At 63.7% G+C, this 26,225-nt stretch carries 22 protein-coding genes; 13 read left to right on the top strand and 9 right to left on the bottom strand.

The features are described 5' to 3' along the window. The first annotated feature begins 84 nt into the window (after positions 1-84). The 4 genes from E8E78_RS01995 (at position 85) to rarD (ending at position 3,730) form a co-directional block, all read left to right on the top strand. Positions 85-816 (top strand): ComF family protein, encoded by a 732-nt coding sequence (locus E8E78_RS01995; protein WP_049273795.1) that lies wholly within the window; start codon positions 85-87, stop codon positions 814-816. A gap of 59 nt (positions 817-875) precedes the next feature. Further along, on the top strand, positions 876-1,640 hold the full coding sequence (locus E8E78_RS01990; protein ID WP_049273792.1) for a TOBE domain-containing protein: 765 nt from the start codon (positions 876-878) through the stop codon (positions 1,638-1,640). 163 nt (positions 1,641-1,803) lie between these two features. After that, positions 1,804-2,778, top strand: coding sequence for a serine/threonine protein kinase (locus tag E8E78_RS01985; protein ID WP_280312503.1), 975 nt, complete (start codon positions 1,804-1,806; stop codon positions 2,776-2,778). Between the two features lie 64 nt (positions 2,779-2,842). Continuing rightward, positions 2,843-3,730, top strand: coding sequence for an EamA family transporter RarD (rarD, locus tag E8E78_RS01980; protein ID WP_016497665.1), 888 nt, complete (start codon positions 2,843-2,845; stop codon positions 3,728-3,730). Between the two features lie 334 nt (positions 3,731-4,064). On the opposite strand, the gene E8E78_RS01975 is transcribed toward rarD, so the two are convergent. Further along, complete coding sequence (locus E8E78_RS01975; RefSeq protein WP_049275374.1) at positions 4,065-4,583, bottom strand: ACT domain-containing protein; 519 nt, start codon at positions 4,581-4,583, stop codon at positions 4,065-4,067. A gap of 449 nt (positions 4,584-5,032) precedes the next feature. Between E8E78_RS01975 and E8E78_RS01970 the strand changes: the two genes are divergently transcribed. Then, positions 5,033-7,210: a malate synthase G gene (locus E8E78_RS01970; RefSeq protein ID WP_049275375.1), complete on the top strand. Its 2,178-nt coding sequence runs from the start codon at positions 5,033-5,035 to the stop codon at positions 7,208-7,210. Positions 7,211-7,330: 120 nt separating this feature from the next. Here E8E78_RS01970 and E8E78_RS01965 read toward each other — a convergent pair whose 3' ends face one another. Next, positions 7,331-7,870, bottom strand: a complete 540-nt coding sequence (locus tag E8E78_RS01965) for a response regulator (protein ID WP_049274987.1) — start codon at positions 7,868-7,870, stop codon at positions 7,331-7,333. Between the two features lie 116 nt (positions 7,871-7,986). Between E8E78_RS01965 and E8E78_RS01960 the strand changes: the two genes are divergently transcribed. The 8 genes from E8E78_RS01960 to E8E78_RS01925 all read left to right on the top strand — a co-directional run bounded on the left by E8E78_RS01960 (position 7,987) and on the right by E8E78_RS01925 (position 19,158). Next, complete coding sequence (locus E8E78_RS01960; RefSeq protein ID WP_280312500.1) at positions 7,987-9,924, top strand: DUF294 nucleotidyltransferase-like domain-containing protein; 1,938 nt, start codon at positions 7,987-7,989, stop codon at positions 9,922-9,924. Then, positions 9,921-10,631, top strand: a complete 711-nt coding sequence (locus E8E78_RS01955) for a 3'-5' exonuclease (protein ID WP_049274985.1) — start codon at positions 9,921-9,923, stop codon at positions 10,629-10,631. The genes E8E78_RS01960 and E8E78_RS01955 overlap by 4 nt, the downstream gene beginning before the upstream one ends. A gap of 202 nt (positions 10,632-10,833) precedes the next feature. Then, positions 10,834-11,352 (top strand): RNA polymerase sigma factor, encoded by a 519-nt coding sequence (locus E8E78_RS01950; protein ID WP_016497659.1) that lies wholly within the window; start codon positions 10,834-10,836, stop codon positions 11,350-11,352. After that, positions 11,349-12,305, top strand: coding sequence for a FecR family protein (locus tag E8E78_RS01945; RefSeq protein WP_061203608.1), 957 nt, complete (start codon positions 11,349-11,351; stop codon positions 12,303-12,305). The genes E8E78_RS01950 and E8E78_RS01945 overlap by 4 nt, the downstream gene beginning before the upstream one ends. 219 nt (positions 12,306-12,524) lie before the next feature. After that, a complete protein-coding gene (locus tag E8E78_RS01940) occupies positions 12,525-14,957 on the top strand; it encodes a TonB-dependent siderophore receptor (protein WP_084967493.1) in 2,433 nt (810 codons plus the stop codon). Positions 14,958-15,012: 55 nt separating this feature from the next. Then, complete coding sequence (locus E8E78_RS01935) at positions 15,013-16,125, top strand: PepSY-associated TM helix domain-containing protein (protein WP_280312498.1); 1,113 nt, start codon at positions 15,013-15,015, stop codon at positions 16,123-16,125. Then, on the top strand, positions 16,122-16,307 hold the full coding sequence (locus E8E78_RS01930; protein WP_016497655.1) for a hypothetical protein: 186 nt from the start codon (positions 16,122-16,124) through the stop codon (positions 16,305-16,307). Before E8E78_RS01935 ends, E8E78_RS01930 begins: the two co-directional genes overlap by 4 nt. A 67-nt stretch (positions 16,308-16,374) precedes the next feature. Next, positions 16,375-19,158 carry a DUF6543 domain-containing protein gene (locus E8E78_RS01925; RefSeq protein WP_280312496.1) on the top strand — a complete coding sequence of 928 codons (2,784 nt, stop codon included), beginning with the start codon at positions 16,375-16,377 and terminating at the stop codon, positions 19,156-19,158. A gap of 18 nt (positions 19,159-19,176) precedes the next feature. Here E8E78_RS01925 and E8E78_RS01920 read toward each other — a convergent pair whose 3' ends face one another. Genes E8E78_RS01920 through waaF form a run of 7 tightly spaced genes read right to left on the bottom strand, consistent with a single transcriptional unit; the run spans position 19,177 to position 26,137 of the window. Next, positions 19,177-20,619, bottom strand: a complete 1,443-nt coding sequence (locus tag E8E78_RS01920) for a lipopolysaccharide kinase InaA family protein (protein ID WP_049272916.1) — start codon at positions 20,617-20,619, stop codon at positions 19,177-19,179. Next, complete coding sequence (locus tag E8E78_RS01915) at positions 20,619-21,371, bottom strand: lipopolysaccharide kinase InaA family protein (protein WP_049272914.1); 753 nt, start codon at positions 21,369-21,371, stop codon at positions 20,619-20,621. The genes E8E78_RS01920 and E8E78_RS01915 overlap by 1 nt, the downstream gene beginning before the upstream one ends. Next, positions 21,368-22,102: a lipopolysaccharide kinase InaA family protein gene (locus E8E78_RS01910; RefSeq protein ID WP_016497651.1), complete on the bottom strand. Its 735-nt coding sequence runs from the start codon at positions 22,100-22,102 to the stop codon at positions 21,368-21,370. Before E8E78_RS01910 ends, E8E78_RS01915 begins: the two co-directional genes overlap by 4 nt. Next, positions 22,102-22,908, bottom strand: a complete 807-nt coding sequence (gene rfaP / locus E8E78_RS01905; RefSeq protein WP_059394968.1) for a lipopolysaccharide core heptose(I) kinase RfaP — start codon at positions 22,906-22,908, stop codon at positions 22,102-22,104. The genes E8E78_RS01910 and rfaP overlap by 1 nt, the downstream gene beginning before the upstream one ends. Further along, positions 22,905-24,029: a glycosyltransferase family 4 protein gene (locus E8E78_RS01900; RefSeq protein ID WP_016497649.1), complete on the bottom strand. Its 1,125-nt coding sequence runs from the start codon at positions 24,027-24,029 to the stop codon at positions 22,905-22,907. Before E8E78_RS01900 ends, rfaP begins: the two co-directional genes overlap by 4 nt. Then, positions 24,029-25,087: a lipopolysaccharide heptosyltransferase I gene (waaC, locus tag E8E78_RS01895; protein WP_016497648.1), complete on the bottom strand. Its 1,059-nt coding sequence runs from the start codon at positions 25,085-25,087 to the stop codon at positions 24,029-24,031. The genes E8E78_RS01900 and waaC overlap by 1 nt, the downstream gene beginning before the upstream one ends. Continuing rightward, on the bottom strand, positions 25,088-26,137 hold the full coding sequence (gene waaF, locus E8E78_RS01890) for a lipopolysaccharide heptosyltransferase II (RefSeq protein ID WP_016497647.1): 1,050 nt from the start codon (positions 26,135-26,137) through the stop codon (positions 25,088-25,090). Between the last annotated feature and the right edge of the window lie 88 nt (positions 26,138-26,225).

Below are 26,225 nucleotides of genomic sequence, written 5' to 3'. Positions count from 1 at the left end.
TTTCCTTGTTTAGGCTGTAGCTGGCGCCGGGACAGGAAAGCCCACAAGCGCATCACGGATAGCTGGCATAGTTACGGAAGGCCCATGAACTGTCAACCACACTGGAAAAGACTGGTTTACAAGTGCTCACTTATTAATCAAATGTGTTTATTGTGTGACGAGCCTGCCGATCAGGCCTACCCGATGTGCATCGCCTGCGAGGAGGAACTGCCTTGGCTGGGCGATCACTGCCTGCAATGCGCCCTGCCCTTGCCGATGGCCGGCCTGATCTGCGCCCAGTGTTCCCGCCGCTTGCCGGCGTTCGAACAGGTCATTGCGTTGTGGCATTTCGGTTTTCCGGTGGACACGTTGATCAGCCGCTTCAAGCACAATCGTCAATGGCCTTTGGGGCGCTTGATGGCCGAACTGCTGGGGTATGGGCTGCTGCATCGCTTTGCAGAAGGCCTACCCCGCCCTGACCTGCTGTTGCCTGTGCCCTTGGCCAAGCGTCGACTACGCGAGCGCGGGTTCAACCAGGCCGGGATGCTGGGGCGGTGGTTGTCTACGCAACTTGGGCTAACGTGCGATGAGCGATTGTTGCTGCGCACGCGCGAGACGCCTGCGCAGCAAAAGCTGGATGCCCGGGCAAGGCGGCGCAATTTGCGACAAGCGTTTGCGCTCTCGGGTGAACTGACGGGCAAACATGTCGCTATTGTCGATGATGTGTGCACCACCGGTGCCACCGCGCAGGCCATCGCCGAGGTGCTGCGCAAGGCCGGAGCGCGGCGGGTAGATGTGTATTGCCTGGCGCGCACGCCCAAGCCGGGGTATGCATGACCCTGCGCAGTCCTCCACAATCCGCTTTCAGGACCTTCACCTACAACGACTCAATGCCCATGCCCCTACCCACCCTGCTTACCCAGCACATCGCCCGCCGCCCCCAGCGCATCGCCCTGCTGCAGCACATTGCCGAACAAGGCTCGATCACCCGCGCCGCGAAGGCTGCGGGTGTCAGCTACAAGGCGGCCTGGGATGCCATAGACGAGCTCAACAACCTGGCCAGCCAGCCGCTGGTAGAACGCAGCACCGGTGGCCGTGGCGGTGGCGGTGCGCGTTTGTCGCCGGAAGGCGAGCGGGTGTTGCGTCTGTATCAAAGGTTGCAGGCCCTGCAGGCGGAAATTCTTGAGGCCGCCGAAGAATCCAGCGACCTCGACCTGCTCGGTCGCCTGATGCTACGTACCAGTGCGCGCAACCAGCTCCAGGGCCAGGTCAGCGGCCTGCGCCGCGAGGGCCGGTATGACCGCGTCAGCCTGGCATTGGGCGGTGGGCTGGAGATTGATGCGCTGATCACCCATGACAGCACCGCGCGGCTGGAGCTGACACTGGGGACGACGGTGGTGGCGCTGCTCAAGGCGGGGTGGGTACGGTTGCTGGCGGAGGGGGAGGCAGCCGACGCGGGCAGCAACTGCTTGAGTGCAACCGTGGAAGAAGTGTTGGCAGAGGATGAGGGGCCCAGTGAGGTGCGGCTGGCGTTGGGCAATGGGCAGACGTTGTGTGCCATCGCCGAGGCGGATTGGTTGGCTGGGCAGCAGGTGGCGGCGGACAGTGCGGTGCGAGTGCAGTTTCATCCGTCCTATGTACTGATTGGAGTTCCTGCATAGCCTGGCCGCGCTTTAGCGCGGTTCGCGGGTAAACCCGCTCCCACAGGGAACACGCCGCCTGAGACATGTCACAAAACCTGTGGGAGCGGCTTTAGCCGCGAAGAGGCCGGTACAGGCATAACGCGTTACCATGGCCCCACGCTGCTTACCCTCCGGAGTCACCATGTCCCACCCCTTCGACACCCTCACCCCCGACCTGGTCCTGGACGCAGTGGAAAGCATCGGCTTTCTCAGCGACGCCCGGGTGCTGGCACTGAACAGCTACGAGAACCGCGTCTATCAGGTGGGCATCGAAGACGCACAGCCGCTGATCGCCAAGTTCTACCGCCCAGGCCGCTGGAGCGATGCGGCGATCCTCGAAGAACACAGCTTCACCGCCGAACTCGCCGACTGCGAGGTGCCGGTGGTTGCGCCGATGCAGCACGACGGCCGCACCTTGTTCGAGCACCAGGGCTTCCGTTTCACTCTGTTCCCGCGCCGCGGCGGCCACGCTCCGGAGCCGGGCAACCTCGACCAGCTCTACCGCCTTGGCCAGTTGCTCGGCCGCCTGCATGCCGTGGGCGCCACCAAACCATTCGAGCACCGTGAGGCCCTGGCTGTGGACAACTTCGGCCACGCCTCGCTGAACACCCTGCTGGACGGTGGTTTTGTCCCTCGCGAACTGTTGCCCGCCTTCGAGTCCGTGGCCCGCGACCTGCTAAAACGTGTCGAGAATATCTACGCACGCACACCGCACCAGCTGATCCGCCTGCACGGCGACCTGCACCCCGGCAACCTGATGCACCGTGACGAGGTGTACCACGTGGTCGACCTCGATGACTGCCGCATGGGCCCGGCGGTGCAAGACCTGTGGATGATGCTGGCCGGCAGCCGCGAGGAGCGCCTGGGGCAACTGGCCGAGCTGATCGACGGCTACAACGAGTTCCACGACTTCGATCCGCGCGAACTGGCCCTGATCGAGCCCCTGCGCGCCCTGCGCCAGCTTCACTACAGCGCGTGGCTGGCACGGCGCTGGAGCGACCCGGCGTTCCCGCCCAGCTTCCCGTGGTTCGGCCAACCCCGCTACTGGGGGGACCAGATTCTCGCCTTGCGCGAACAAATGGCCGCGCTGGATGAAGCACCGCTGAAATTGTTCTAGAAGCATGCCTACGTCTGTCTACAATAGGCGTCGCTTTATTTAGCTACCTAAGCAAGGATTCTGCATGCACGCCGCAAACCCGCGTCGCGGGTACATCCTGGGCCTGAGCGCCTACATCATCTGGGGCCTGTTCCCCATCTATTTCAAGGCAATCCAGAACGTCCCGGCGGTCGAGATCATTGTCCACCGGGTGCTCTGGTCGGCGCTGTTCGGCTCGCTGCTGCTACTGGTGTGGAAACACCCGGGCTGGTGGCGCGAACTGCGCGACAACCCACGCCGGCTGGGCATCCTGGCGCTGAGCGGAGCATTGATTGCGGGTAACTGGCTGACCTATGTGTGGTCGGTAAACAACGGCCGCATGCTCGAAGCCAGCCTGGGTTACTACATCAACCCGCTGATCAATGTGGTACTGGGCATGCTGATTCTTGGCGAGCGCCTGCGCCGCCTGCAGTGGCTGGCGGTGGGCATGGCCGCCGTAGGCGTAGCCCAGCAGGTGTGGCAGGTAGGCAGCCTGCCTTGGGTGTCGCTGGTGCTGGCGCTGAGCTTCGGCTTCTACGGGCTGATTCGCAAACAGGCGCCAGTGGCGGCATTGCCGGGCCTGGTGGTGGAAACCTGGATGCTGGTGCCGCTGGCCCTTGGCTGGCTGCTACTGCACCCGGCGGCGATGAGTGCCCAGGGGGCGTTTTACACCAGCAGCGAAGCACTGTGGTTGATGGCGGCCGGGCCGGTGACGCTTATACCGCTGGTGTGCTTCAACGCTGCGGCCCGGCACCTGCCATATACCACCCTGGGCTTCCTGCAGTACCTGGCGCCGACGCTGGTATTGCTGCAGGCAGTGCTGTTGTTCGATGAGCATTTGTCGTCGAGCACGTTGGTGGCGTTCATGTTCATCTGGGCAGGTTTGGCGATCTACAGCGTCGATGCGTGGATGAATTTGCGCAAGCGCAGCTGATCAAAAAACGATCAAAACTCTGCAGGCCATGCGGTTCTTGGCCTGCAGCGACATCTCCAAAGGTTATCCACACCCTCGTCCCCCTGCTTTGTGCACAAGCTACTGATTACTGGGTGTTTTTTGATCAAAACTGCGCAGGGCACAGAGGGCCTGGGGTAGAGAGGTACACCCCCAGGTTATCCACAGGGCCTTCCCCGTGATATCGGGATAACCGCAAGGGGCTGCGATGCAGCCCGTTCGCAGCACAAGGCTGCTCCTACGGGAGTTATGCAATTCCCTGTAGGAGCAGCCTTGTGCTGCGAATGGGCCGCAAAGCGGCCCCGACGATCCCGAATCAATCCTCCGCCCGCAACTGCAACTCCACCATCAAATCGTCCGCCAAGCTCTCCAGCTTCTGCTGCAGTTCATCCAGCGAAAGGGTCAACGGCAGCGCCAGCAATGCATCGGCATGAAACAGCGGCTCGCTGCTCATCGGTGCCGGCCGCACCTCAGTGGTAAACCGCTCAAGGTTCACCCCAAGATCCGCCAGCAACCGGGTAATGTCCCGCACGATCCCCGGCCGGTCATTCCCCACCAGTTCCATGGCAATCGGCTTCCAGGTACACGACGGCTCGATGCCGCTCTCGGCAATCAGCACGCGAATGTCATACCGGGCCAGCCCCTGCAACGATGCCACCAGTTCAGCGTAATTCTCAGCCGGCACCGCCACCCGCAGGATGCCGGCAAACTGCCCGGCCATACGCGACATGCGGCTTTCCAGCCAGTTGCCACTGTGGTCGGCGATGCACTGGGCAATGCGTTCGACCTGGCCAGCCTTGTCAGGGGCGATAACAGTCAGTACAAGATGATCCACAAGCCCTTCCTCGTGTCGGACCGCGCCCGGCGGCAGAAAATCGGGGGATCGACTCAGTATAGGCAAGGCGCGGCAACCTGCCGCAGGGCGGCCAGCACAACGAATCGTGTACTGTTTCAAGATTTATCTGGAACAATCCACCTGTTTTTTGCGAACATACCCACTCCCAGCGTGACCATACGCGACCAACGGGTCGCATAACGGCGCTTTTAGTCTGATTTTGCCCCGCCTACTGCTTCATGTAGTATCCCGTGGCGCGGACTACAAAACGTCGTTTGGATGTCTGCCAAGGCGCCTGTGAAAATACGCACACTGCCTGCCGGCCCGTCTGGCAAGCCGCACCCAGCCGCGCCCGGTACAACCCGGGGGCACGCACTGGTGCCGTGTTTAGAGAAGCGCTACAGGCTTAATACAGAAGAGCGAAATAGCTGAGCAGAGTGAGGCAAGCAATGACTGGATACGTTCAAGTCGGTGGCCTTCAGGTCGCCAAGGTCCTGTACGACTTCGTGAACAACGAAGCCATCCCCGGGACCGGCATCGTCGCCGAGCAGTTCTGGGCGGGTGCAGAGAAGATCATCAATGACCTCGCTCCAAAGAACAAAGCCCTGCTCGCCAAGCGCGACGAGCTGCAAGCCAAGATCGACGCCTACCATCAGGCACGCAAAGGCCAGGCCCACGACGCCGTCGCCTATAAAGCATTCCTCCAGGAAATCGGCTACCTGCTGCCACAAGCCGACGATTTCCAGGCCACCACCCAGAACGTGGACGAAGAAATCGCCCACATGGCCGGCCCGCAGCTGGTGGTGCCGGTAATGAACGCCCGCTTCGCCCTGAACGCCGCCAACGCACGCTGGGGTTCGCTGTATGACGCCCTGTACGGTACCGACGCCATCAGCGATGAAGGCGGCGCCGAAAAAGGCCAGGGTTACAACAAGGTCCGTGGCGACAAGGTCATCGCCTTCGCCCGCGCCTTCCTCGACGAGGCTGCGCCACTGGCTGCCGGCTCGCACGTCGACTCCACCGGCTACCGCATCGAAGGCGGCAAGCTGGTTGTTGCCCTGAAAGGCGGCAGCAACAGCGGCCTGCGTGACGACGCCCAGCTCATCGGCTTCCACGGTGACGCCGCCGCACCAACCGCCGTGCTGCTCAAGCACAACGGCCTGCACTTCGAAATCCAGGTCGATGCCAACACCCCGGTTGGCAGCACCGACGCCGCCAGCGTGAAAGACATCCTGATGGAATCGGCACTGACCACCATCATGGACTGCGAAGACTCGGTTGCCGCCGTCGACGCCGACGACAAGGTTATCGTCTACCGCAACTGGCTGGGCCTGATGAAAGGCGACCTGGCCGAAACCGTGAGCAAGGGTGGCAAAACCTTCACCCGCACCATGAACCCGGACCGCGAGTACGCCGCGCCCAATGGCGGCAGCGTGACCCTGCACGGCCGTTCGCTGCTGTTCGTGCGTAACGTTGGCCACCTGATGACCAACCCGGCGATCCTCGATGCCCAGGGCAACGAAATCCCCGAAGGTATCCAGGACGGCCTGTTCACCAACCTGATCGCCCTGCACAACCTCAACGGCAACACCAGCCGCAAGAACACCCGCACCGGCAGCGTGTACATCGTCAAGCCGAAGATGCATGGTCCGGAAGAAGTCGCTTTCGCCGCCGAAATCTTCAGCCAGGTCGAAGACCTTCTGGGCATGCCACGCAACACCGTCAAGGTCGGCATCATGGACGAGGAGCGCCGTACCACGGTCAACCTCAAGTCCTGCATCAAGGCTGCCGCCGAGCGCGTGGCGTTCATCAACACCGGTTTCCTCGACCGCACTGGCGATGAAATCCACACCTCGATGGAAGCCGGCGCCGTGGTGCGCAAAGGCGCCATGAAAAACGAGAAGTGGATCGGTGCCTACGAGAACAACAACGTCGACGTTGGCCTGGCCACCGGCCTGCAAGGCCGTGCGCAAATCGGCAAGGGCATGTGGGCCATGCCCGACCTGATGGCTGCCATGCTTGAGCAGAAGATCGCCCACCCGCTGGCCGGTGCCAACACCGCCTGGGTGCCGTCGCCGACTGCCGCCACCCTGCACGCCCTGCACTATCACAAGGTGGACGTGCAGGCGCGCCAGCGTGAGCTGTCCTCGCGTACCCCGGCATCGGTGGACGACATCCTCGCCATCCCGCTGGCCGCCGACACCAACTGGTCGGACGAAGAAATCCGCAACGAGCTGGACAACAACGCCCAGGGCATCCTCGGCTACGTGGTGCGCTGGATCGACCAGGGTGTGGGTTGCTCGAAGGTGCCGGACATCAACAACGTCGGCCTGATGGAAGACCGTGCCACCCTGCGCATTTCTGCCCAGTTGCTGGCCAACTGGCTGCGCCATGGCGTGGTCAGCCAGGATCAGGTGCTGGAAAGCCTCAAGCGCATGGCCGTGGTGGTCGACCAGCAGAACGCCGGTGACGCCCTGTACCGCCCGATGGCGCCGAACTTCGACGACAACGTCGCGTTCCAGGCGGCTGTAGAGTTGGTGGTGGAAGGTGGCAAGCAGCCGAACGGCTACACCGAGCCGGTGCTGCACCGCCGTCGCCGCGAGTTCAAGGCGCGTAACGGGCTGTAAACCGCAAGGGGCCGCTTTGCGGCCCATTCGCGGCACAAGGCCGCTCCTACAGGGGAACGCATAACCCTTGTAGGAGCGGCCTTGTGCCGCGAATGGGCTGCAAAGCAGCCCCTTTGTGCATCACTCTATTTTCAATTCCTTCTTCACCAGTTCCAGCAGCTTGCCCAGGTCCACCGGCTTGAGCAGGAAATCCACCACCCCCAGGTGCATCACGTCCACGGCCTCTTTCACATCGGTGTCGCCCGACACCACGATGATCGACAACGCTGCCCACTTCGACTCCCTTACCTGGCGGATCAAGTCGATCCCGTCCCAGGGCTCCATGCGCAGATCCGTGATCATCAGTGCGATCCTCGGCTCCCAGTGCAGCTTCCATAATGCCTCTTGGGCACCATCGGCGATCATGCTGTCGATACCCCTGCTTTTCAGGAAATAGCCCAGGGCCTCGCTGTTCACCGGATTGTCATCAACGATCAGCACCAACGGCCTGGGCGCCACAGGCGCACTTACCACGGCCAAGGCCTCACGCTCGGCGTCGCTCAGGATGTCGGTGTGCTCAGGCATGCTCATCTCGTCAAAAAAATTCCGCTTCAGCCTTAGGACCACATTACTCGCGTAACCCGTTTCGCCTTTCGTCGGGTCTTTGACAGGGGCGTTCATAGACTTACGTCCAATGGGCACCACCCCGCCGCAAGCCGACCATGGAGGCAGAGAACAACAAGGCCGGCACCTATATATAGATATATATAGTTCGGCGTAGCGATACGGTCAGTTTCATGAGCAAAAAGGACGCCTACAGCCAGGCGGGCAGGACAGCAGTACTGCAGAACATCCAAGGCACCCAGCAGTTCCTGCAGCGCTTTCCGCCGTTCAACCAGATGGAGCACAGCCACCTGGCCTACCTGGTCGAGCAGTGCCAGCTGCGCTTCTATGCCTGCGGCGAAAGCATCGTCAAACCTGCCGACGGGCCGGTCGAGCACTTCTACATCGTCAAACAGGGCCGCGTGGTTGGCGAGCGCCAGCACCTGGTCAAGCCTGGCGTGGAAACCACCTTCGAAATCACCAGTGGCGAGTGCTTCCCGCTGGCCGCCCTGCTGGGCGAGCGAGCCACCCGCACCGAGCACCTGGCCGGTGAAGATACCTTCTGCCTGCAGTTGAACAAGGCCGCGTTCATCCGCGTGTTCTCGATGTCTGAAGTGTTTCGGGATTTTGCCCTGCGCGGGGTCAGCAGCCTGCTCGACCAGGTCAACCAGCAGGTACGACAGCGCGCTGTGGAAACCCTCGGCACCCAGTATTCGCTGAACACGCCCTTGGGTGAGCTGGCCATGCGTCACCCGGTGGTGTGCACGGCACAAACCCCGCTGCGCGAAGCCGTACGACTGATGCACGAGCAGCAGGTCGGCAGCATCGTGGTGGTCGACGCGCAGCGCTACCCCACCGGCATCTTCACCCTGCGCGACCTGCGCCAGGTGGTGGCCTCGGCGGATGCCGACCTGGGCGCGCCCATCGAGCGGCACATGACGGTCAAGCCCTTCTACCTCAGCCCTCAGGCCAGCGCCTTCGACGCGGCCATGGCCATGACCGAGCGGCATATCGCCCACGTGTGCCTGGTAGAAAACCGGCGCTTGTGCGGGGTGGTTTCCGAGCGTGACCTGTTCTCGCTGCAACGGGTCGACCTGGTGCACCTGGCGCGCACCATCCGCCATGCCCCTCGGCTGGACACCCTGGTCTCGCTGCGCGGGGAAATCAGCCAGCTTGTGGAGCGCATGCTGGCCCATGGCGCATCGTCCACGCAGATCACCCAGATCATCACCCTGCTCAACGACCACACCGTGTGCCGGGTGATCGAGCTGGCGCTGGCCGAGCGCGGCGACCCGGGCGTGCCGTTCAGCTGGTTGTGCTTTGGCAGCGAAGGGCGCCGCGAGCAGACCCTACACACCGACCAGGACAATGGCATCCTCTTCGAAGCCGCCGACAGCGCTGAAGCCGACGCCATCCGTGCCCGCCTGCTGCCGCTGGCGCAGTACATCAACCAGTGCCTGGCCCAGTGCGGCTTTACCCTGTGCAAGGGCAACGTCATGGCCGGCAACCCTGACCTGTGCCTGTCGCGCAACGAGTGGGCACGGCGCTTTGCCGGCTTTGTTCGTGAAGCCAGCCCGGAGAACCTGCTGGGTTCGAGCATCTACTTCGACCTGCGCGTGGTGTGGGGCGATGAGCAAGGTTGCGAACAACTGCGCCAACGCCTGTTGGACCAAGTGGCCGACAACCGCATCTTCCAGCGCATGCTGGCCGAAAACGCCTTGCGCCAGCGCCCGCCGGTGGGCCGCCTGCGCGAGTTCGTGCTGACCCGCCAGGGCAATGACAAGGCCGCCACCCTCGACCTCAAGGTTCAGGGCCTGACGCCCTTCGTCGACGGTGCCCGGCTGTTGGCGTTGGCCAATGGCGTCGGTGCCTGCAACACCCTGGAGCGGCTGCGCCAGCTGGTGGCCAAGGGCGTGATCGAGCCACTGGATGGCGCGGCCTATGAAGAGGCTTACCACTTCATCCAGCAAACCCGCATGCAGCAGCACCAGCGCCAGGCTCGCGACAACCTGCCTTACTCCAACCGCCTCGACCCGGACAGCCTCAACCACCTGGACCGGCGCATCCTGCGCGAGGCGCTGCGCCAGGCCCAGCGCCTGCAAAGCAGCCTGGCCCTGCGGTACCAGCTATGAGCCTGTTCACCTGGCTGCGCCCCAGCGCGCCCGAACTGGACCCCGCCACACGCCAGCGCCTGAGCCGGTTGCCCAAGCCCACACCGCTGGGGGTATGCACCCTGCGTGAACAGCGCTGGGTGGTGCTGGACCTGGAAACCAGCGGGCTCAACCCCAACCGGGACCAGGTATTGTCGATTGGCGCAGTGGCCATCGAAGACGGCGCCATCGATTTTGCCCAGCAGTTCGAACGCACCCTGCACAGGCCTTTGCAGAAGACCAACGCCAGCGTGCTGATTCATGGCCTGGGCCCTGACGCCCTTGCCGCCGGTTGCGACCCGGCCGAGGCCCTGCTCGACTTGCTCGATTTCATTGGCAACAGCCCGGTGCTGGCGTTTCATGCGCCCTTCGACCAGCGCATGCTGGCCCGTGCGCTGAAGGAAAGCCTTGGGCATCGTCTGCAGTCACTGTTCCTCGACGTTGCCGAACTGGCGCCGATGCTAAACCCAGACACGGTGCTGCGCGAGGCCGGGCTGGATGACTGGGTGGCGCGGTTTGGTTTGCAGGTGGAAGAGCGCCACCATGCCAGTGCCGATGCCCAGGTAACCGCAGAGCTGGCGCTGATACTGTTCAGCCAGGCCCGGCGCCAGCAACTGGACAGCCCGTTGCAACTGGAGCAGCGGTTGCGTGGGTGGCGGCGGCGCAACGTGCAGAGCCACGGCCTGTAGGGCGTGATTTTTGTTGCGCCTGTGAGATCGAGCGCCGCGCGGGCGGCGCTCGATCTCACAGGCGCTGAAAACCTCAAGACAGCCCCATCAGCCTTTTCCATGGTGGCAATCCGATAAGCGTCCATTGCACCCACCCCCTCCCCTCTGCAACAATCGCGAATAATTATCGTTAGTTAATGCATTCGTTCCGGGGGGACGCTGCTTGTCTTCAGCACAGAGCCCACACGCCGATCTGGTCGGTGCGCTGTACCGCGACCACCGCGGCTGGCTGCTCGCCTGGCTGCAACGCAGCATGGCCTGCCGCCAACGTGCCGAAGACCTGAGCCAGGACACCTTCGTGCGCCTGCTCGGCCGTGAGCAGCTGGACACGCCCCGCGAACCCCGTGCGTTCCTGGCCGCCGTGGCCAAAGGGCTGATGTTCGACCACTTTCGCCGCGCCGCGCTGGAACAGGCCTATTTGGCCGAGCTGGCGCTGATCCCGGAAGCCGAACAACCTTCCCCGGAAGTGCAGCTGCTGATCCTCGAAGACCTCAAGGCCATCGACCGGCTGCTCGGCAAGCTGTCGAGCAAGGCCCGCGCGGCATTCCTGCACAACCGCCTGGACGGCATGGGCCATGGCGAAATCGCCGAGCGCCTGGGTGTGTCGGTGTCGCGGGTGCGCCAGTACATCGCCCAAGGCATGCGCCAGTGCTATGTGGCCCTGTACGGGGAACCGACGTGAGCAACGCACCGGTTTCGTCCCAGGTACTGGAAGCTGCCATCGCCTGGAAACTCAGCCTCGGCGACGCCAGCGGCACGCCCGATGAACGCAACGAATTCATGCGCTGGCATGCCGCCAGCGAAGAACACGCGCGTGCCTGGCGCCAGCTCGGCGCCATGGACCAGCGCGTCAGCGCCGCGGCCGGCCCGGCACGCCAGGCGTTGCTGCAATCACGCACCAGCCTGCGTCGACGCATCGGCAATGTGGGCGGCGGGCTTGCTGGCATGTTCCTGCTCGGGTCGCTGCTGGCCTGGGTCGGCGCACCGTCGCTGGCCCCAAGCTACTGGCTGGCCGACCAGCGTACCGCTACCGGCGAGCTGCGTACCCTGCGCCTGGAAGACGGCACACTGCTGAGCCTGAACACCCACACCGCCGTAGACATCGACTACGCGGGCGAGCAGCGGGTAATCGTGCTGCACCATGGCGAGATCTCGGTTGAAACCGGCCACCAGGACCCACGCCCGCTGCTGGTACGCACCGACGACGGTCGCCTGCGCCCCCTTGGCACGCGCTTCCTCGTGCGCCGCGAAGCCGCCGGTACACGCCTGGAAGTACTGCAAGCCTCGGTCGCAGCCATGCCACACAACAGTGGCGACGAGCAAGTGCTGCGCGAAGGCCAGCAGGTACTGATGAACGCCAACGGCCTCGGCCAGGTCGGCACAGTACCGGTCGGGGCCGATGCCTGGACCCGCGGCATGCTGGTGGTGGACAACGTGCGGCTGGGCGACTTGCTGGCCGCACTGGGCAAGTACCGCAGCGGCTACCTGGGGGTAGACGAGCAAGTCGCCGACCTGCGCGTGACCGGCAGCTTCCCGCTGACCAACACCGACTTGGCGCTGGAGTCGTTGGTGCCGGCCTTGCCGGTGAAGATCGAGCGGCATACCCAGTGGTGGGTGAACGTCGTTCCCAAGTAGACCTGTAACGGCCTCTTCGCGGGTGAACCCGCTCCCACAGGTGTTTCACAGTGCCTGACCCCGTGGGGTCCCTGTGGGAGCGGGTTCACCCGCGAAGAGGCCAATGCAGGCAAATACACATTTCAAATAATTCTCAATATTTTTCAGATTCACCCTGTCACTTTTCAATTCTCGCTCGGCAAGGAAGCAGCAAGCACTTACCCGTCGAGGAACCGCCGCATGTCCCGTGCCGTTGATCGTATCCTGCGCCCCAGCCTGATGGCCCTGGCCATCGGCCTGGCCGCCCCGCTGGCAAGCTCCGCCTTGTTCGCCGCCGAGCTATCCACGCCGCGCGCCTACAACCTGCCCAGCGCGCCGCTAGCCACCACCCTTAACCAGATCGCCAGCCAGGCCGGCATTGCCCTGGCCATCGACCCGGCACTGGTAAGCGGCCGCACCTCGGCCCCGGTAAGCGGCCAGTACGACGGCCTCGGCGCCCTGCAAGCGGCCCTGCGCGGTACCGGCCTGCAGTTGCAACAGAGCAGCGTGGGTAGCTACAGCCTGGTGGCCGTGCCGGACGGCACCCTGGCGCTACCGGAAACCACCGTGGACGCCGCCAGCGTTTCTGAAAGTGCCTGGGGCCCGGTAGAGGGTTACCTGGCCAAGCGCACCGCCGCTGGCACCAAGACCGACACCGCGCTGGTGGAGGCCCCGCGTTCCATCTCCATCGCCACCCGCGAGCAGATGAAAGACCGCGGTGTGCACAGCCTGGATGACGCCGTGCGCTACATGCCCGGCATCGTGTCGGCCAGCTTCGGCAGCGACACGCGCTATGACTGGATGCGCGTGCGCGGCTTCGAGCCCACCCAGTTCCTCGATGGCCTGCCGCTGCCACGCGGCGTGTACGCCAACCCGAAAGCCGAAACCTGGAACCTCGACCGCCTCGCCCTGCTGCGTGGCCCGGCCTCCTCGATCTATGGCCAAACCCCGCCCGGCGGCCTGCTGGACATGGTCAGCCGTCGCCCGCAAGCCGAAAGCGAGCACGAGATCGAACTGCAGTACGGCAGCGACAACCACCGCCAGATCAACTTTGCCAGCACTGGCAAGATCGACGATGAAGGCCGCTTCCTGTACGGCGTCAGCGGTGTGATCCGCGACGGCGGCACGCAGATCGACCACATCGACGACAAGCGCTACAACATCGCCCCGAGCCTGACCTGGAACATTGACGAAGACACCACGCTGACCTTCCTCACCCAGTTCACCCGCGACGATACCGGCGCCACCAGCCAGTTCCGGCCAATCCAGGGCACCAAGATCGACATGCCGTTCGGCAAGATCTCGCACCACAAGAACCTGGGTGACCCGGACTACGAATTCTACGACCGTACCTACTACGCCCTGGGCTACGCCTTCGAACACCGCATCAACGATGTGTGGCAGTTCCGTCAGAATTTGCGTTACACCAAGACAGACCTGGCGTTCCAGACCATCACACCAGGCAGCTACTACCAGCCCGGTGGCCCGGTGAAGGACGATGGCACGGTAAGCCGCATGTCCACCAACACTGACGAAGACATCAGCCAGTTCGCCGTGGACAACAACTTCCAGGCAGATTTCGCCACCGGCGACATCACCCACACCCTGCTGCTCGGCCTGGACCACCAGCGCATCAACACCAACTACCTGTCGATCTTCGGCTTCAACGTGCCGGACAGCAACGTCAACAACCCGGTCTACGGGGTACCGATCACCCGCCCGGACCGCTCCACGGCGTTCTACGACTACAACCAGAAATCCCGCCAGACCGGCTTGTATGTTCAGGACCAGATGGCGCTCGGCAACTGGCGCCTGACCTTGGGCGGTCGTGAGGACTGGGTACATACCGGTACCAGGTATCTCAACCAGGGTGATGCCACCAATACCCAGCGCGACAAGAAGTTCAGCGGCAACGCGGCTCTCAGCTACGTGTTCGATTCGGGCTTCGTGCCGTACCTTTCGTATGCCGAGTCCTTCCAACCTGCCAGCAATGCCAGCGCCTCTGCGACCGAGTCGTTCAAGCCGACCGAGGGCCAGCAGTGGGAGTTGGGCGTCAAGTACCAGCCACCGGGCTCCAACACGCTGCTGTCGGCAGCTGTGTATGACCTGACCCAGAAGAACGTCTCGGTCACCAACAACGTGGGTGGCGTAACCGTCACCAGCCAGACCGGCGAAGTGAAAGTCCACGGCCTTGAGCTTGAAGCGGTTTCCGACGTTACCGAAAACCTGAAAGTGATTGCCGCTTACACCTTGGCCAAATCTGAAGTGCAGGACGGCCTCTACAAAGGTAACCGCCTGCAATTGATGCCTAACCAGCAAGCCTCGGTATGGAGTGACTACACCTGGCACTCCGGCGTGCTCGACGGCTTCGGCATCGGCCTGGGCGCGCGCTATACCGGCAATACCTACGGTGACCAGGGCAATACCTACCTGGGCAAGGCCAAGGCCTACACCGTGTTCGATGCGTCGGTGCATTACGACCTGGGTCGCCTGGACAGCAGCCTGAAGGGCGCGTCGGTGGCGGTCAATGCCACCAACTTGCTGAACAAGGATTACCTCTCTACCTGTGACTCGTACTACTGCTACTACGGCGATGAGCGCAGTGTTGTCGCCAGCGCCACTTACAAGTTCTGAGTGAGCGGGGGCCGCGTTGCGGCCCCCGTTCCAACAGACAAAAATCGGTACCGTGATGAAAAGCCCAACCATCCGCCGCTGGTCCGTGATCCATACCTGGAGCAGCCTGGTCTGTACCCTGTTCCTGTTGCTGCTGGCACTCACCGGCCTGCCGCTGATCTTCCACCACGAACTCGAACACCTGCTCGGCGACGCCCCCGAACTGCGTGAAATGCCAGCTGGCACCCCGCACCTCGACCTGCAGCAGCTTGTACTGAAAGCCGAACAACACCGCCCCGGCGAGGTGGTGCAGTACTTCGGCTATGAGGAGGACGAACCCAACGGCGTGGTGGCCATCACCGCCGCTACCGCTGGCACCGACCCCAACCTGTCGCACACCTTCATGCTCGACGCCCGCACCGGCGAACCAGTGGCCATGCCGGCTGCCAATGGCGGCTTCATGATGATCATGCTGCGCCTGCACGTGGACATGTTCGCCGGCCTGCCCGGCAAGCTGCTGCTGGCCTTCATGGGCGTGCTGTTCATCGTCGCGATTGTCTCCGGCACCGTGCTCTATGCGCCGTTCATGCGCCGTCTGGCGTTCGGCGCCGTGCGCCACGAAAAGTCCCGCCGCCTACGCTGGCTCGACCTGCACAACCTGATCGGCGCAGTTACCCTGGCCTGGGCGCTGACCGTGGGCGTAACGGGCGTGATCAGTGCCCTGTCCGACCTGGTCATCGCGGCCTGGCGCAACGACAGCCTGGCAGCGATGGTTGCCCCCTACCGCGACGCGCCGCCGCTCGTCGATCGCGCCCCAGCCACTCGCCTGCTGGAAATTGCCGAACAGGCCGCCCCCGGCATGCGCCCGGACTTCATCGCTTTTCCAGGCACGCGGTTCTCCAGCGAGCACCACTATGCGGTATTCATGAACGGTGCCACACACCTGAGTTCTCACCTGTTCACGCCGGTATTGATAGATGCTCGCACCCTTGCTGTGACTGCCGTAGGCGACCGTCCCTGGTACATGGATGCCATGGGCCTGTCGCAGCCGTTGCATTTTGGCGATTACGGCGGGCGACCGATGCAAATCCTCTGGGCTTTGCTGGACGTGCTGACAATCATCGTGCTCGGCAGCGGCCTCTACCTGTGGTGGGGCAAGCAGCGCAAACCCAGGGAGGTGCGCGCATGAGCCACAGGTCGCAATCCACTGCACGCCTCTTCGCATGGCCAGCGTTGATTGCCATGCTTGGGTTCCTGGGCCTGTTCGCCGCACTGCTTGGCGACGGTGGCTGGGACGTTCTGGCATGGGCCGGCCTGGGCCTGCCGGCCCTGTTGAGCCTGCGCGGGCTGCTCTGGCGTCGGGGGCGCTAGCCCGCTACCGCCACGCAACCGCAGGTATTGCCAAGCATGGGGTTTTCCTCAACCAAGGACCCGCCCCATGCGCCCCCTCGAACAACTGGAACAGATCGACCGACAGATCAGTGACCTGCTCGGCGGCCTTCCGACGATTGCCCTTCAGCACCCCATCAACACCGACACACGCACTTGGTTGCACGGCGAACTGGCCAGCTTCTGGACCACGGCCGATGAGCAAGGCGAAACCCCAAGACAAAAGCTGCTGGCACTGCGCAAGGCGCTGATGCTGGCCGAGGTTGAATTGCGCCTGGGCGACGAGACCTTGGGCTACCGCTCAGCCGATCAACTATGGGCCTGCCTGCAACAGCCACTACCCTCCCAGCGCAGGCATATGCCCCTGGCCAAAAGGCCACAGGTCTACCGCGTTCTGCTGGAAGGCCTACGGCCCAACTGGCGAAGCTACCTGCCAGGCACACTGATCATCGTTGCCGGCACCGCCGAGGGCCCTATGCTCACACCCGAGGATGCCGCAGGCATGGCGTTGCTGTGCAGCCTCTCACAAGGCGTTGAGGCCTTCGAGTCCCTTGCCGCACTGCACCAGGAGCTTTGTGAACGCCTGGAAGACCCACTCCAGAGCCAACCGCTGCTGCATCTGTACACTGACGCGCAGGCGGACCGCGTGCGGCTGTCACAGCGCCTGCGCTATGACTGGTACGCCGATAGCCTGCTGGAGGCCCAGATCGACAGTGTGATAGAAGCCCAGCGCCAACGCTTGAGTGACACCGGCTTGTGGAGCAGCTCACCCCACCAGCACACCCGAATACATAAAGCCATGGAGCTCTGGCACGAAGTCGGCGCCAAACCCATCCTGCAGACACGTTACTCCCGATTGCTTGAGAAGAACCTGCCGAACTGGCTGCGCAATACATCTGCGCAAGGCCTTAGCCATATGATGCAGGCGATGCAAGAGCTGGTGGCAATCGCCGAGCAGGCTGCCGCACCGGGGGTGCTGAGCTTCAACGACTTCAAGCAACGCAATAGCCTGCTGGGCTGGGCCAACGCACGCCTTCGCGAGCGGCTGCGCCATGACCTGGGGTACGCTGCAGATCCCGGCGATATCAAGATCGTGGTCGTGCGTGCCCGCCGCACTGGCTCCGTCCTGCATCCCTTCGCCATCTCATCCTATGTCACCTATGCAGGCATGCGACGCGTGGGCGACGAGATGGTCGAAATGGTCGAGGAAATCAACACCCTCGAAGAGATCGCCCTCAAGAACTTGCCGTGGTTCGATACCGACTACTGGCTTACTGCCCGAGTGATCCATGCCCATGGCATAGCCATGCCCGCCGGGCTCACGCCGCAGTATGTCAAGCACATGGTCCGGGAACTGAACGTGTGTGACAGTTACGCAGAGTACCTGCGCACCCAACTCATCAGTTCCAGAGCGGGCAAATGGCGGCTCACTGCGCACAGCAAGGTCAACCGTGCACGCATGCACGCTGAAGCAGTCAAGGCGCGCTACGCAGGGCACTTTGGCGAAGACCCTTTCGAACACGGCTACAACTGGGTGCGCGCAGTGCTGGACCAACCACACAATGCCTTGCGTGCGCCGGTAGCAGGCTACCCGGTCACTGTCCGGCAGCTGAACATCATGGGCCATACCCTGCAGGGGGTGCTTCTGCTCAACAGCATCACCTACAAGTCTCCGGCATGTGTGCTGTACACCCCGGATGCCCCCGACCGCAGGGCCTGGCGGCGTTTCCGAACAACCCGCGAACTGCTTCGCACATTGCGCCAACAGCCCACGTTTAGAGCATACTTAGCCCAGCGCCTGCCATTGCTGCCTGCCGCCACGGTGGAGCGGCTGCTGGAGAAGGGTCGCATGAGCACACATTTGACGACACCCGAGATCAAGGACGACCTGTTCTTCGTCTACTACATGGCCGAAGCCCGGGCGCTGATCGCTCAGGCCGATGCCGAAAGCATGACGACCAGGGAAGTGAATGTGGAGTCGGTCATGGCGCTGAGCTGGCGCTTACTGGACTTCATCAGCCTGCTGCTGCCGAACCGTGCGCTGCTGGTGCTGTCGATCGGCCGCATGGCAATCGATATCTGGGACGGCGCCGAGGCCTTCAAGCAAGAGGATGTCGAAGGGGTGATGCGGCATGCGTATCAGGCGCTTAGCCACCTCAACGATGCAGGTACCAGTTTTCTGGGCTCCAGAGTGCTACGCCGATCCCTGCGCGGGATCCCCAAACAACCGCCACTGCCGCTGCCCGCACGCCAACAGGTACAACCGGGCAGCAGCAGCCTGCGCTATCGCATAGACGGTATCTACGGTGAAGGTGTATACGAGCAAAGTTCGGTGTTTGGCGGGCAGTCGCTGTACTTCGTCAAGGACAACGACAACCGCTATTACCAGGTCAGCTTCGACGGCTACCGCTGGCGGGCCATTGACCCTGCCCAGCCAGACGCCTACCTGCAGCAGCCGCTCAAGCGCAAGGCCGACGGGCAGTGGGTCATCGACTCACCGGTACTCTGGTACGACGGGCTGCCCGACCTTAAGCAGTTACTGCAAGACTGCTACCTGCAGGTGCCTGTGGCTGGCCTGCCACTGAATATCGAACAAGGGCTCTTCGAGGCTGACGACCAGTTGTACCTGGGGCTCGAGAACGGGCAGTTGCCGGTGCGCCGCCACCTGCTGCCGGATCATTACCACTTGCAGATGGCTAGCCCCGACAACGCCGGGGTGGTGCCGTGGGCGGTGATGCGTCACGAAAGCGGCCAGTGGCTGATACGCGTTCGCCAGGCAGGGCGCAGCAGTGACTGGCTGACACTGCCAGACCAACCACCGCCAGCCCAATGAAAGCCCGAACCGGCTGCCTTACTCGACCAGTTTTGGCAAAAGCCGGTCCAGTCGCTGATGCAAGGCACTGCCACTCGGCCAGTTGCGCAGCAGCCGTGCCCGGTCGCGGGCATAGGCCGGGGCGAAGCTGAGCTGGGTGGCGTGCTGGCACATGGCATCAAGGTCGATCAGCGACCACTGGCCGTTGTGCCAGAACAGGTTATGGCCTTTGAAGTCCCCGTGGCTGATACGCTCGCGAATCAGCTGCTGCATCACATGGACCAAGGCATCCACTTGCTCCTCGGGTGCATCGCCACTTTCGACGTAGGGCGCGAAGCATGCCGTCAGGTCCGGGCCGTCGACATACTCGGTGACCAGGTAGGCACGGCTACGCAGGCCCAGCACCCGCTGTTCCAGCACCGCGAGAGGGCGAGGCGTGGCGATGCCGAGGAATTCCAGGCGGTGGCCTTCAATCCACGAATGCCAGGCCCGGCTCGGGCGCCAGAAGCGCTTGAACCAGTGCGCGGTGTTCTTGATGTTGTAGCGCTTGAGCACCAGCTTGCGGCCGTTCACCTCGATACGCGCCACGCTGGCGGCGCCGCCGGTCTTGTACAGGTGGCCCTTGTCGATCAGCGCATCGGCCTGCTCCAGCACCGGCTGCATGGCGTCGACTTCGCTGCGGCGGATCGCCTGCAAGCCCGAGAGGCTGCGCTGGACGCTGAACAGGCTGCACTCGCGGCCCGCTTTGTCCAGGTAGTCCTTCTGGCGCCAGTTGCGCACCTTGTCCACCTGCTTTTGCAGGGCTTCCAGGGGCAACGCATGCTCGGCGTTGGCCAGCAGGTAGTGCACCAGCAGCTCTTCGATGAACGGTTCCAGGCGCTTGGGCAACTGGGCGAAGAACACCCCGAGGTTTTCCAGCACCCGCGGGCGTGACAGTTGCTGGCCAGGCGTTTCGGCCTTGATACCGGCGCCGTCGATCAGGTACAGCTTGCCGCCATGGCGCAGCAGGTTGTCCAGGTGCAGGTCTTCCTGCCAAAGGCCCTGGGCGTGCATGTGCGCGACAGCCGTCAGTGCTTCACCCAATACCAGATGTTGCTCGTCAGCCAGCACCGGCAGGTTTTCCACCGCCGCCCAGGCATCGGCCAGGCTTTCGGCGCCGTCGAGGAATTCGAACAGCAGCCAGCCGCCCTCGCCTTCCTTGAGGCCATCGGCCAACAGTTTTGGCGTTGTCAGGCCCTGCTCGGCCAGCAGCTTCACACCTTGCAGTTCGCGCTGGAAATGCCGGGCGGCGTTACCGCCCACCAGCAGCTTGGCCAGCACCGGGGTCCCGCGCCACACTCCGGCGCCAACATAGCGCTGGCCAGGCAATACGCGCAGCAGGCTGAGCAGTTGCAACTCGGCGCTGCCGGCGGCATCCGCCAGGGTGATGCTCAGGGGCAACGACGGGCTGCGCCCGGCATCTTTCAGTTCGGACAAACGCATCAGCGGGCCTCTTTTTCACGACGGCGTTGCGTCAGGCGTTGCAACCAGTTGTTCACCAGCGTGCTGTCAGCCGGCTGCGCCAGGTAGGTCGCCAGCATTGTCCGCACATCGGCCTCGCTCCAGGCCGGGGCGCGGCGCAGCAGCGGCTCCAGGTCCTTGAGGCGGTCACGCATGCCGAACAGCAATGGCCGGGTCTTTTCCAGGTCGATCAGTTGCGCGTCCCAGCCTTCACGGCGCTGGCGCAGGAAAATGTGCTTGGGGTAGAAGCAGCCATGCACCTGGCCGGCGCTGTGCAGGGTGCGCGCCAGCTGGCCGCACGCCTTGAGGATGCCATTGCGTTCGGCATCGCCCAGCTGTGGCCACTGGGCCAGCAGGCTGTCGAGGTCGGCCCACTCGTCCAGCGCGCGGGTCATCAGGATGGCCCGGTGCTTGCCGCCCTGCTTGCGCTCGCCATAGAACACCGCCTGCAAGGCCGGAATGTGCAGCTTCTGGTAGCGGCTGATGTTGCGGAATTCGCGGGCGAAGGTGGGCTCGCCAAACGGCCGGTGCAGGGTGCGGGTCAGGTAGTCGCTCTGGCGCTTGAGGTAGTAGCCCTTGCCTTCGAGTTCCAGGCGGAACACGCTGCTCCAGCCGCCACGGCCGGTATTGGGTTCATCCACTGCCTCAAGTTGCAAGGCCCACAGCGCCTCGAAGTCGTCCAGGCCATGGCGTTTGAGCAGCGCGAGGTCCGCGCTGGCCAGGTAATCGGTCATTCCCTTCCCTCGAAAAAGCCCAGCACCTGGCGAATGCGCTTCTTGTCACGCTCATTCAGCCGGTCGCGGCCACGGTATTGCAGATAGAAACGCAGGCGCTGGGTGGCCGACAGGTGGTATTTGGCCACTTTGTCCAGGCACGCCAGGTCCTTGATCATCCGGTGCCGCCACATGAACCCGCGCCAGAAGTCGCCGGTGGGGCAGTCGATGAAGAATAGCGTGCCCTGGTCATCGACCAGCAGGTTGCGCCACTTCAGGTCGTTGTGAGCAAAGCGGTGCTCGTGCATGACCCGGGTATGGCGCGCCAGCTGGCGGCTGAGGTGGTCGACCCAGGCGCGGTCGGCAAGGCGCGCATCGTTGCGCTCGGCGAGTGCCGACAGGTCTTCGGTGTTCGGCAGCTCGCGGGTGATCATCGCCCCACGACCAAAGGCCAGGCCCTTGCGCTCCAGCCCCCAGGCCACCACTTCCGCGGTAGGGATGCCCCACTTGGCGAATTGCTTGAGGTTCTGCCATTCGGCCTTGATGCGCGGCCGGCCCAGATAGCGGCGCATGTGCTTGCCGGCGCCGGTGTAGCGCTTGACGTAGTAGTTGACCCCGTCACGCTCGATGCGCACCACCTCGCTGAGCGGGTCGCGGGTCAGGCGCTCGCCTTGCAGGGCAAATACCGCATCGAGGCTGCCGAAGTCCGTCGCCAGATGTTCGTAACCCGGCGCCAGTGTCCAGCCCGCCATCAGAGCGCATCCCCGTAGCGTTGTTTGCGGTCGTAGAGTTTCTGCGCCTTGCGCTCCAGCCAGGTGAGCAACTGGGCTTCGTCCTTCAGCACTTGGCGCAGCGGGCGCTGGAAATAACCCCGCAGGAAGCGCAGCTTGTCGCGCTGGGTCAGGCCGATGTCCAGCGCCGAGAAGTACAGCGCGGCCAAGTCCTTGTCGCGCCAGCGGCGGCTAATGGTTGCACGGGTCTGGGCGCGGTGCAGGTCGATCACCGACAGCTTGAAATCGTCCGCCGTTACCGGGCGGTCGGTGTGCAGCAAGAAGTGGCAGATGTAGCAGTCGCGGTGGTTGACCCCGGCGCGGTGCATGCCGCCAGTCATCTTCGCCACTTCGTCGATCAGCGCACGCTTCAGCCGCGGCTCGGGCGGCTGCTTGGCCCAGTCGATACTGAAGTCTTCCAGGCTGATGGTGGGCGCCAGTTCCTCGGTGATGATGAACGAGTGCTGCGTGGCCGGGTTGCTGCCCCGCTCGCCATAGGCGACTGCGGTCATGGTCGGCACACCCACCTCGTGCAGGCGCTGGATAGCCCGCCATTCCTGGCCGGCACCGAGCACCGGCAGCTTGGCGGTGAACAGGTTCTTGAAGATCTCGCCCCAGCCAATGCCGCGGTGGATCTTGACGAAAAAACCCTCGCCAGCCACTACGGTACGCAACGTGCGGCGCCCTTCCAGCTCGCGATAAACCTCGCCTTGCAGCGCTTCTACGGCATCGAAGGCATCACGCCCGGCCCACAGGCGCTTGAACGGTTCGGCCAGTATCAGCTTCATACGGTTTTCTGCCCCAGGATCACGTCGGCAGCATGCTGCGGCATGCTGTACAGATCGGCGGTTTCAGCAAACGCCAGGCCGTTGCGCGACCAGCTGGCGCGGGCCTGCGGGTCTTCGAGCATGCGTTGCAGGTAACCGTTGAGCTGGTCCTGTTCGAACGGTTCGTCCAGCACCAGGCCGCAATCGGCCTCGGCAATGTAGTGGGCGTAACCGCACACTTTGGACACCAGTACCGGCAGGCCGGCCACCAGCGCTTCAAGCAGCACGGTGCCGGTGTTCTCGTTGTACGCCGGGTGAATCAGCACGTCGGCACCCAGCAGGAAGCGCGGGATGTCGCTGCGGCCCTTGAGGAACTGCACCTGGTCGCCCAGCCCCAGGGTGGCGCTTTGCAGCTGGAACACCTTGGGGTCGTCCTGGCCGATCACCATCAGCTTCGTGCGTTTGCGCAGGGCCGATGGCAGCGCGGCCAGCGCCTTGAGGCTACGGTCCACACCTTTGGTCTTGAAGCCCGAGCCAATCTGTACCAGCAACAGGTCGTCATCGCCCAGGTTGAATTCCTTGCGGAACTCGGCGCGTATCTCGGCAGCGTTGGCCGGCGCACGGCGATCCTGGGAAATGCCCGGCGGCAGCAGGTGGAAGCGCTCCACCGGGGTGCCGTAGTGCTTGATGAACAGCGGCTGCTGCACCTCGGAAATCATCAACACTTCGGTGTGGGCGTCCTTGGCGAACACCGCACGCTCGTACTCGGCAAAGTGCCGGTAGCGGCCCCAGCGGCGGTACAGGCCGCCACGCAGGGTCTGCGCCTTGTCTTCGAAGCAGCCGTCGGCGGCGTAGTACACGTCCAGCCCCGGCATCTTGTTGAAGCCGATCAGGCGGTCGACCGGGCGCTTGGCCAGGTCGGCGGCCATCCAGGCGCTGAGCTTCTCGTTGCGACGGTGGTTGAAAATCGCCTTCACCGGCGCCACCAGCACTTCGAAGCCCGGCGGAATGTCACCCTCCCAGATCAGCGTGTACACACGGATCTGGTGGCCCCGCTTCTGGCATTCCAGAGCAATGCGCATGAAATCGCGCTGCAGCCCGCCGAAGGGGAAATATTTGTAAAGCACGAAAGCCAGTTGCATCAACGGACATCCTCAGCCAGCAGCAACGCGCTCAAGCGGCCCGCCACATGCTCGGGATTCAGGCGAGTGAAGCACAGTGGCCACTCGCGTTTCAGATCGAACCGGCGCAGGTCGTCAGCGCTCGGTTTATAGGTGCACTTCTTCTGCAGGCAGGGAGCGCAAGGCCAGTCACTGGCCTGGTGAATCTGGGTCCGTCCGTAGGCACCCGTCAGGCCCGGGTTGGTCGGGCCGAACAGCGAAATGGTCGGCACATCGAGTGCCGCTGCCAGGTGGCCAAGGCCGGTATCGACCGCCACACAGGCTTTTGCCGCCGCCAATACACGCGCAACGCCGGCAAGGTTCAATTTGGGGAGCACCTGGCAGTTGTTCAAGCCCTGTGCAATGCGCTCGGCGCGCGCCTTTTCGGCCGGGTTGCCCCACGGCAGGCGCACTTCCAGCTTGCGCCGGCCCATGCGCTCGGCCAGCTCGCGCCAGTAGGCTTCGGGCCAGTGCTTGGTCGCCCAGGTGGTGCCATGCAAGAACACCACGTAAGGCGCGGCGGGCGGCAATTGCAGGCGCTCCAGGTCCAGCCCGTAGTCGCCAATGCCTTCTGGCAAGTCGTAGGCCAGGGCCATGGCGAACAGCTGGCGCACCCGCTCCACCGCGTGCTGGCCGGTGGCAACCGACAGGCGCCGGTCATAGAAGCGGCTGGCCCAGCCTTCACGGGCCGAGTAGCGGTCCAGGCCGGCGACCGGGGCCTTCACGTAACGGGTCAGCCAAGCCGACTTGACCAGGCCCTGGGCGTCAATCACCAGGTCGTACTTGCGCTCGCGCACACGCTGCTTGAACGCCTTCCACTCGCCGCTCTTGAGGGTTTGCCAAAGGTTCTTGCGCCAGCGGCGAATGGCCACCGGGATAACCTGGTCGACCGCAGGGTGCCAGCTGGGGATTTCGGCAAAGCCTTCTTCCACAACCCAGTCGAAACGAATGCCCGGGATGGCGTGGGCGGCATCGGTGAGCGCCGGCAGGGTGTGGATCACATCACCCAGCGACGAGGTCTTGATGATCAGTACCCGCACTTAGTCGACCTCGGCCACGGTATCGATCAGGTCCGGCCCGCTCAGGCTGTGCAGGGCGGCGATGACTTTGCCCGGTTCCAGCAGGCGCAGGCAGTTGTAGTGGCCGAAACGGCAGGTACGGTCGAAGCATGGGCTGCACTCGATACCGGTACGCACCACCTCTACCTGGTCGGCCAGCGGCGGGGTGAAGCCGGGCGACGTCGAGCCGTACACCGCCACCAGCGGGCGGTTCAGCGCGGCGGCTACGTGCATCAGGCCGGAGTCGTTGGACACCACGGCATGGGCACAGGACATCAGGTCGATGGCCTCGGCCAGCGAGGTTTCACCGGCGAGGTTGGACGATTCTTCACGCAAACCCGGGATCAGCCGGTCGCGGATCTGCTCACCGACCGGGTGATCGTTCTTCGAGCCGAACAGCCATACCTGCCAGCCCTGGCGGACCATCGCGTCGGCCACCGCAGCGTAATGCTCGACTGGCCAACGCTTGGCCTCACCGAACTCGGCGCCAGGGCACAGCGCCAGCACCGGGCGGTCCAGCTCCAGGCCGAACTTGGCCAGTGCAGCATCGCGGCTTTGCGCTTCGATCTGCAGGCTGGGGCGCGGGTACGGCTGCGGCAGCTCGGCGCCGGGCGCGTAGGCCAAGGCCATGAAGCGCTCGATCATCAGCGGGTAGCGGGCCTTGTCCAGCTTGCGCACATCGTTCAGCAGGCCGAAGCGCAGTTCACCGCGCCAGCCGGTACGCTTGGGGATGCCAGCGAAGAATGGCACCAAGGCCGACTTCAGCGAATTGGGCAGCAGGATGGCCTGGTCGTACTGGCCGGCCAGGGATTTGCCGATACGCCGACGCGTAGCCAGCTCCAGCGCGCCGTGGCCGAGCGGGAAGCTCAAGGCTTGGCGTACCTCGGGCATACGCTCCAGGATCGGCCGGCTCCACTCGGGGGCCAGCACGTCGATCACGCAGTCGGGGTGCTGCTGTTTCAGGCACTGGAACAAGGTCTGCGCCATCACCATGTCGCCGACCCAGCTGGGGCCAATGATCAGTATTCTCATGCTTAGTCCAGAAACGCTCGGGGAGGCTACAGGCTGCGGTACAGCCTGGCCTCCCCTCTTTATATTCAGGCTATGTGGCGGACAGTGT

The sequence above is a fragment of the Pseudomonas sp. BN505 genome, from assembly GCF_029873175.1.
GTDB classification, from domain to species: domain Bacteria; phylum Pseudomonadota; class Gammaproteobacteria; order Pseudomonadales; family Pseudomonadaceae; genus Aquipseudomonas; species Aquipseudomonas putida.
This window is presented reverse-complemented; position numbering and strand designations above follow the sequence as displayed.

What these genes read in the sequence shown, in the direction of transcription:
- E8E78_RS01985 (WP_280312503.1), top strand. Translation starts at nt 1,804, where the DNA reads ATGTCCCACCCCTTCGACACCCTCACCCCCGACCTGGTCCTGGACGCA.
- E8E78_RS01995 (WP_049273795.1), top strand. Translation starts at nt 85, where the DNA reads ATGAACTGTCAACCACACTGGAAAAGACTGGTTTACAAGTGCTCACTT.
- E8E78_RS01930 (WP_016497655.1), top strand. Translation starts at nt 16,122, where the DNA reads ATGAGCCACAGGTCGCAATCCACTGCACGCCTCTTCGCATGGCCAGCG.
- E8E78_RS01925 (WP_280312496.1), top strand. Translation starts at nt 16,375, where the DNA reads ATGCGCCCCCTCGAACAACTGGAACAGATCGACCGACAGATCAGTGAC.
- E8E78_RS01920 (WP_049272916.1), bottom strand. Translation starts at nt 20,619, where the DNA reads ATGCGTTTGTCCGAACTGAAAGATGCCGGGCGCAGCCCGTCGTTGCCC.
- E8E78_RS01940 (WP_084967493.1), top strand. Translation starts at nt 12,525, where the DNA reads ATGTCCCGTGCCGTTGATCGTATCCTGCGCCCCAGCCTGATGGCCCTG.
- E8E78_RS01960 (WP_280312500.1), top strand. Translation starts at nt 7,987, where the DNA reads ATGAGCAAAAAGGACGCCTACAGCCAGGCGGGCAGGACAGCAGTACTG.
- E8E78_RS01965 (WP_049274987.1), bottom strand. Translation starts at nt 7,870, where the DNA reads ATGAACGCCCCTGTCAAAGACCCGACGAAAGGCGAAACGGGTTACGCG.
- E8E78_RS01990 (WP_049273792.1), top strand. Translation starts at nt 876, where the DNA reads ATGCCCCTACCCACCCTGCTTACCCAGCACATCGCCCGCCGCCCCCAG.
- E8E78_RS01910 (WP_016497651.1), bottom strand. Translation starts at nt 22,102, where the DNA reads ATGGCGGGCTGGACACTGGCGCCGGGTTACGAACATCTGGCGACGGAC.
- E8E78_RS01970 (WP_049275375.1), top strand. Translation starts at nt 5,033, where the DNA reads ATGACTGGATACGTTCAAGTCGGTGGCCTTCAGGTCGCCAAGGTCCTG.
- E8E78_RS01915 (WP_049272914.1), bottom strand. Translation starts at nt 21,371, where the DNA reads ATGACCGATTACCTGGCCAGCGCGGACCTCGCGCTGCTCAAACGCCAT.
- rarD (WP_016497665.1), top strand. Translation starts at nt 2,843, where the DNA reads ATGCACGCCGCAAACCCGCGTCGCGGGTACATCCTGGGCCTGAGCGCC.
- E8E78_RS01955 (WP_049274985.1), top strand. Translation starts at nt 9,921, where the DNA reads ATGAGCCTGTTCACCTGGCTGCGCCCCAGCGCGCCCGAACTGGACCCC.
- E8E78_RS01900 (WP_016497649.1), bottom strand. Translation starts at nt 24,029, where the DNA reads ATGCAACTGGCTTTCGTGCTTTACAAATATTTCCCCTTCGGCGGGCTG.
- rfaP (WP_059394968.1), bottom strand. Translation starts at nt 22,908, where the DNA reads ATGAAGCTGATACTGGCCGAACCGTTCAAGCGCCTGTGGGCCGGGCGT.
- waaF (WP_016497647.1), bottom strand. Translation starts at nt 26,137, where the DNA reads ATGAGAATACTGATCATTGGCCCCAGCTGGGTCGGCGACATGGTGATG.
- E8E78_RS01935 (WP_280312498.1), top strand. Translation starts at nt 15,013, where the DNA reads ATGAAAAGCCCAACCATCCGCCGCTGGTCCGTGATCCATACCTGGAGC.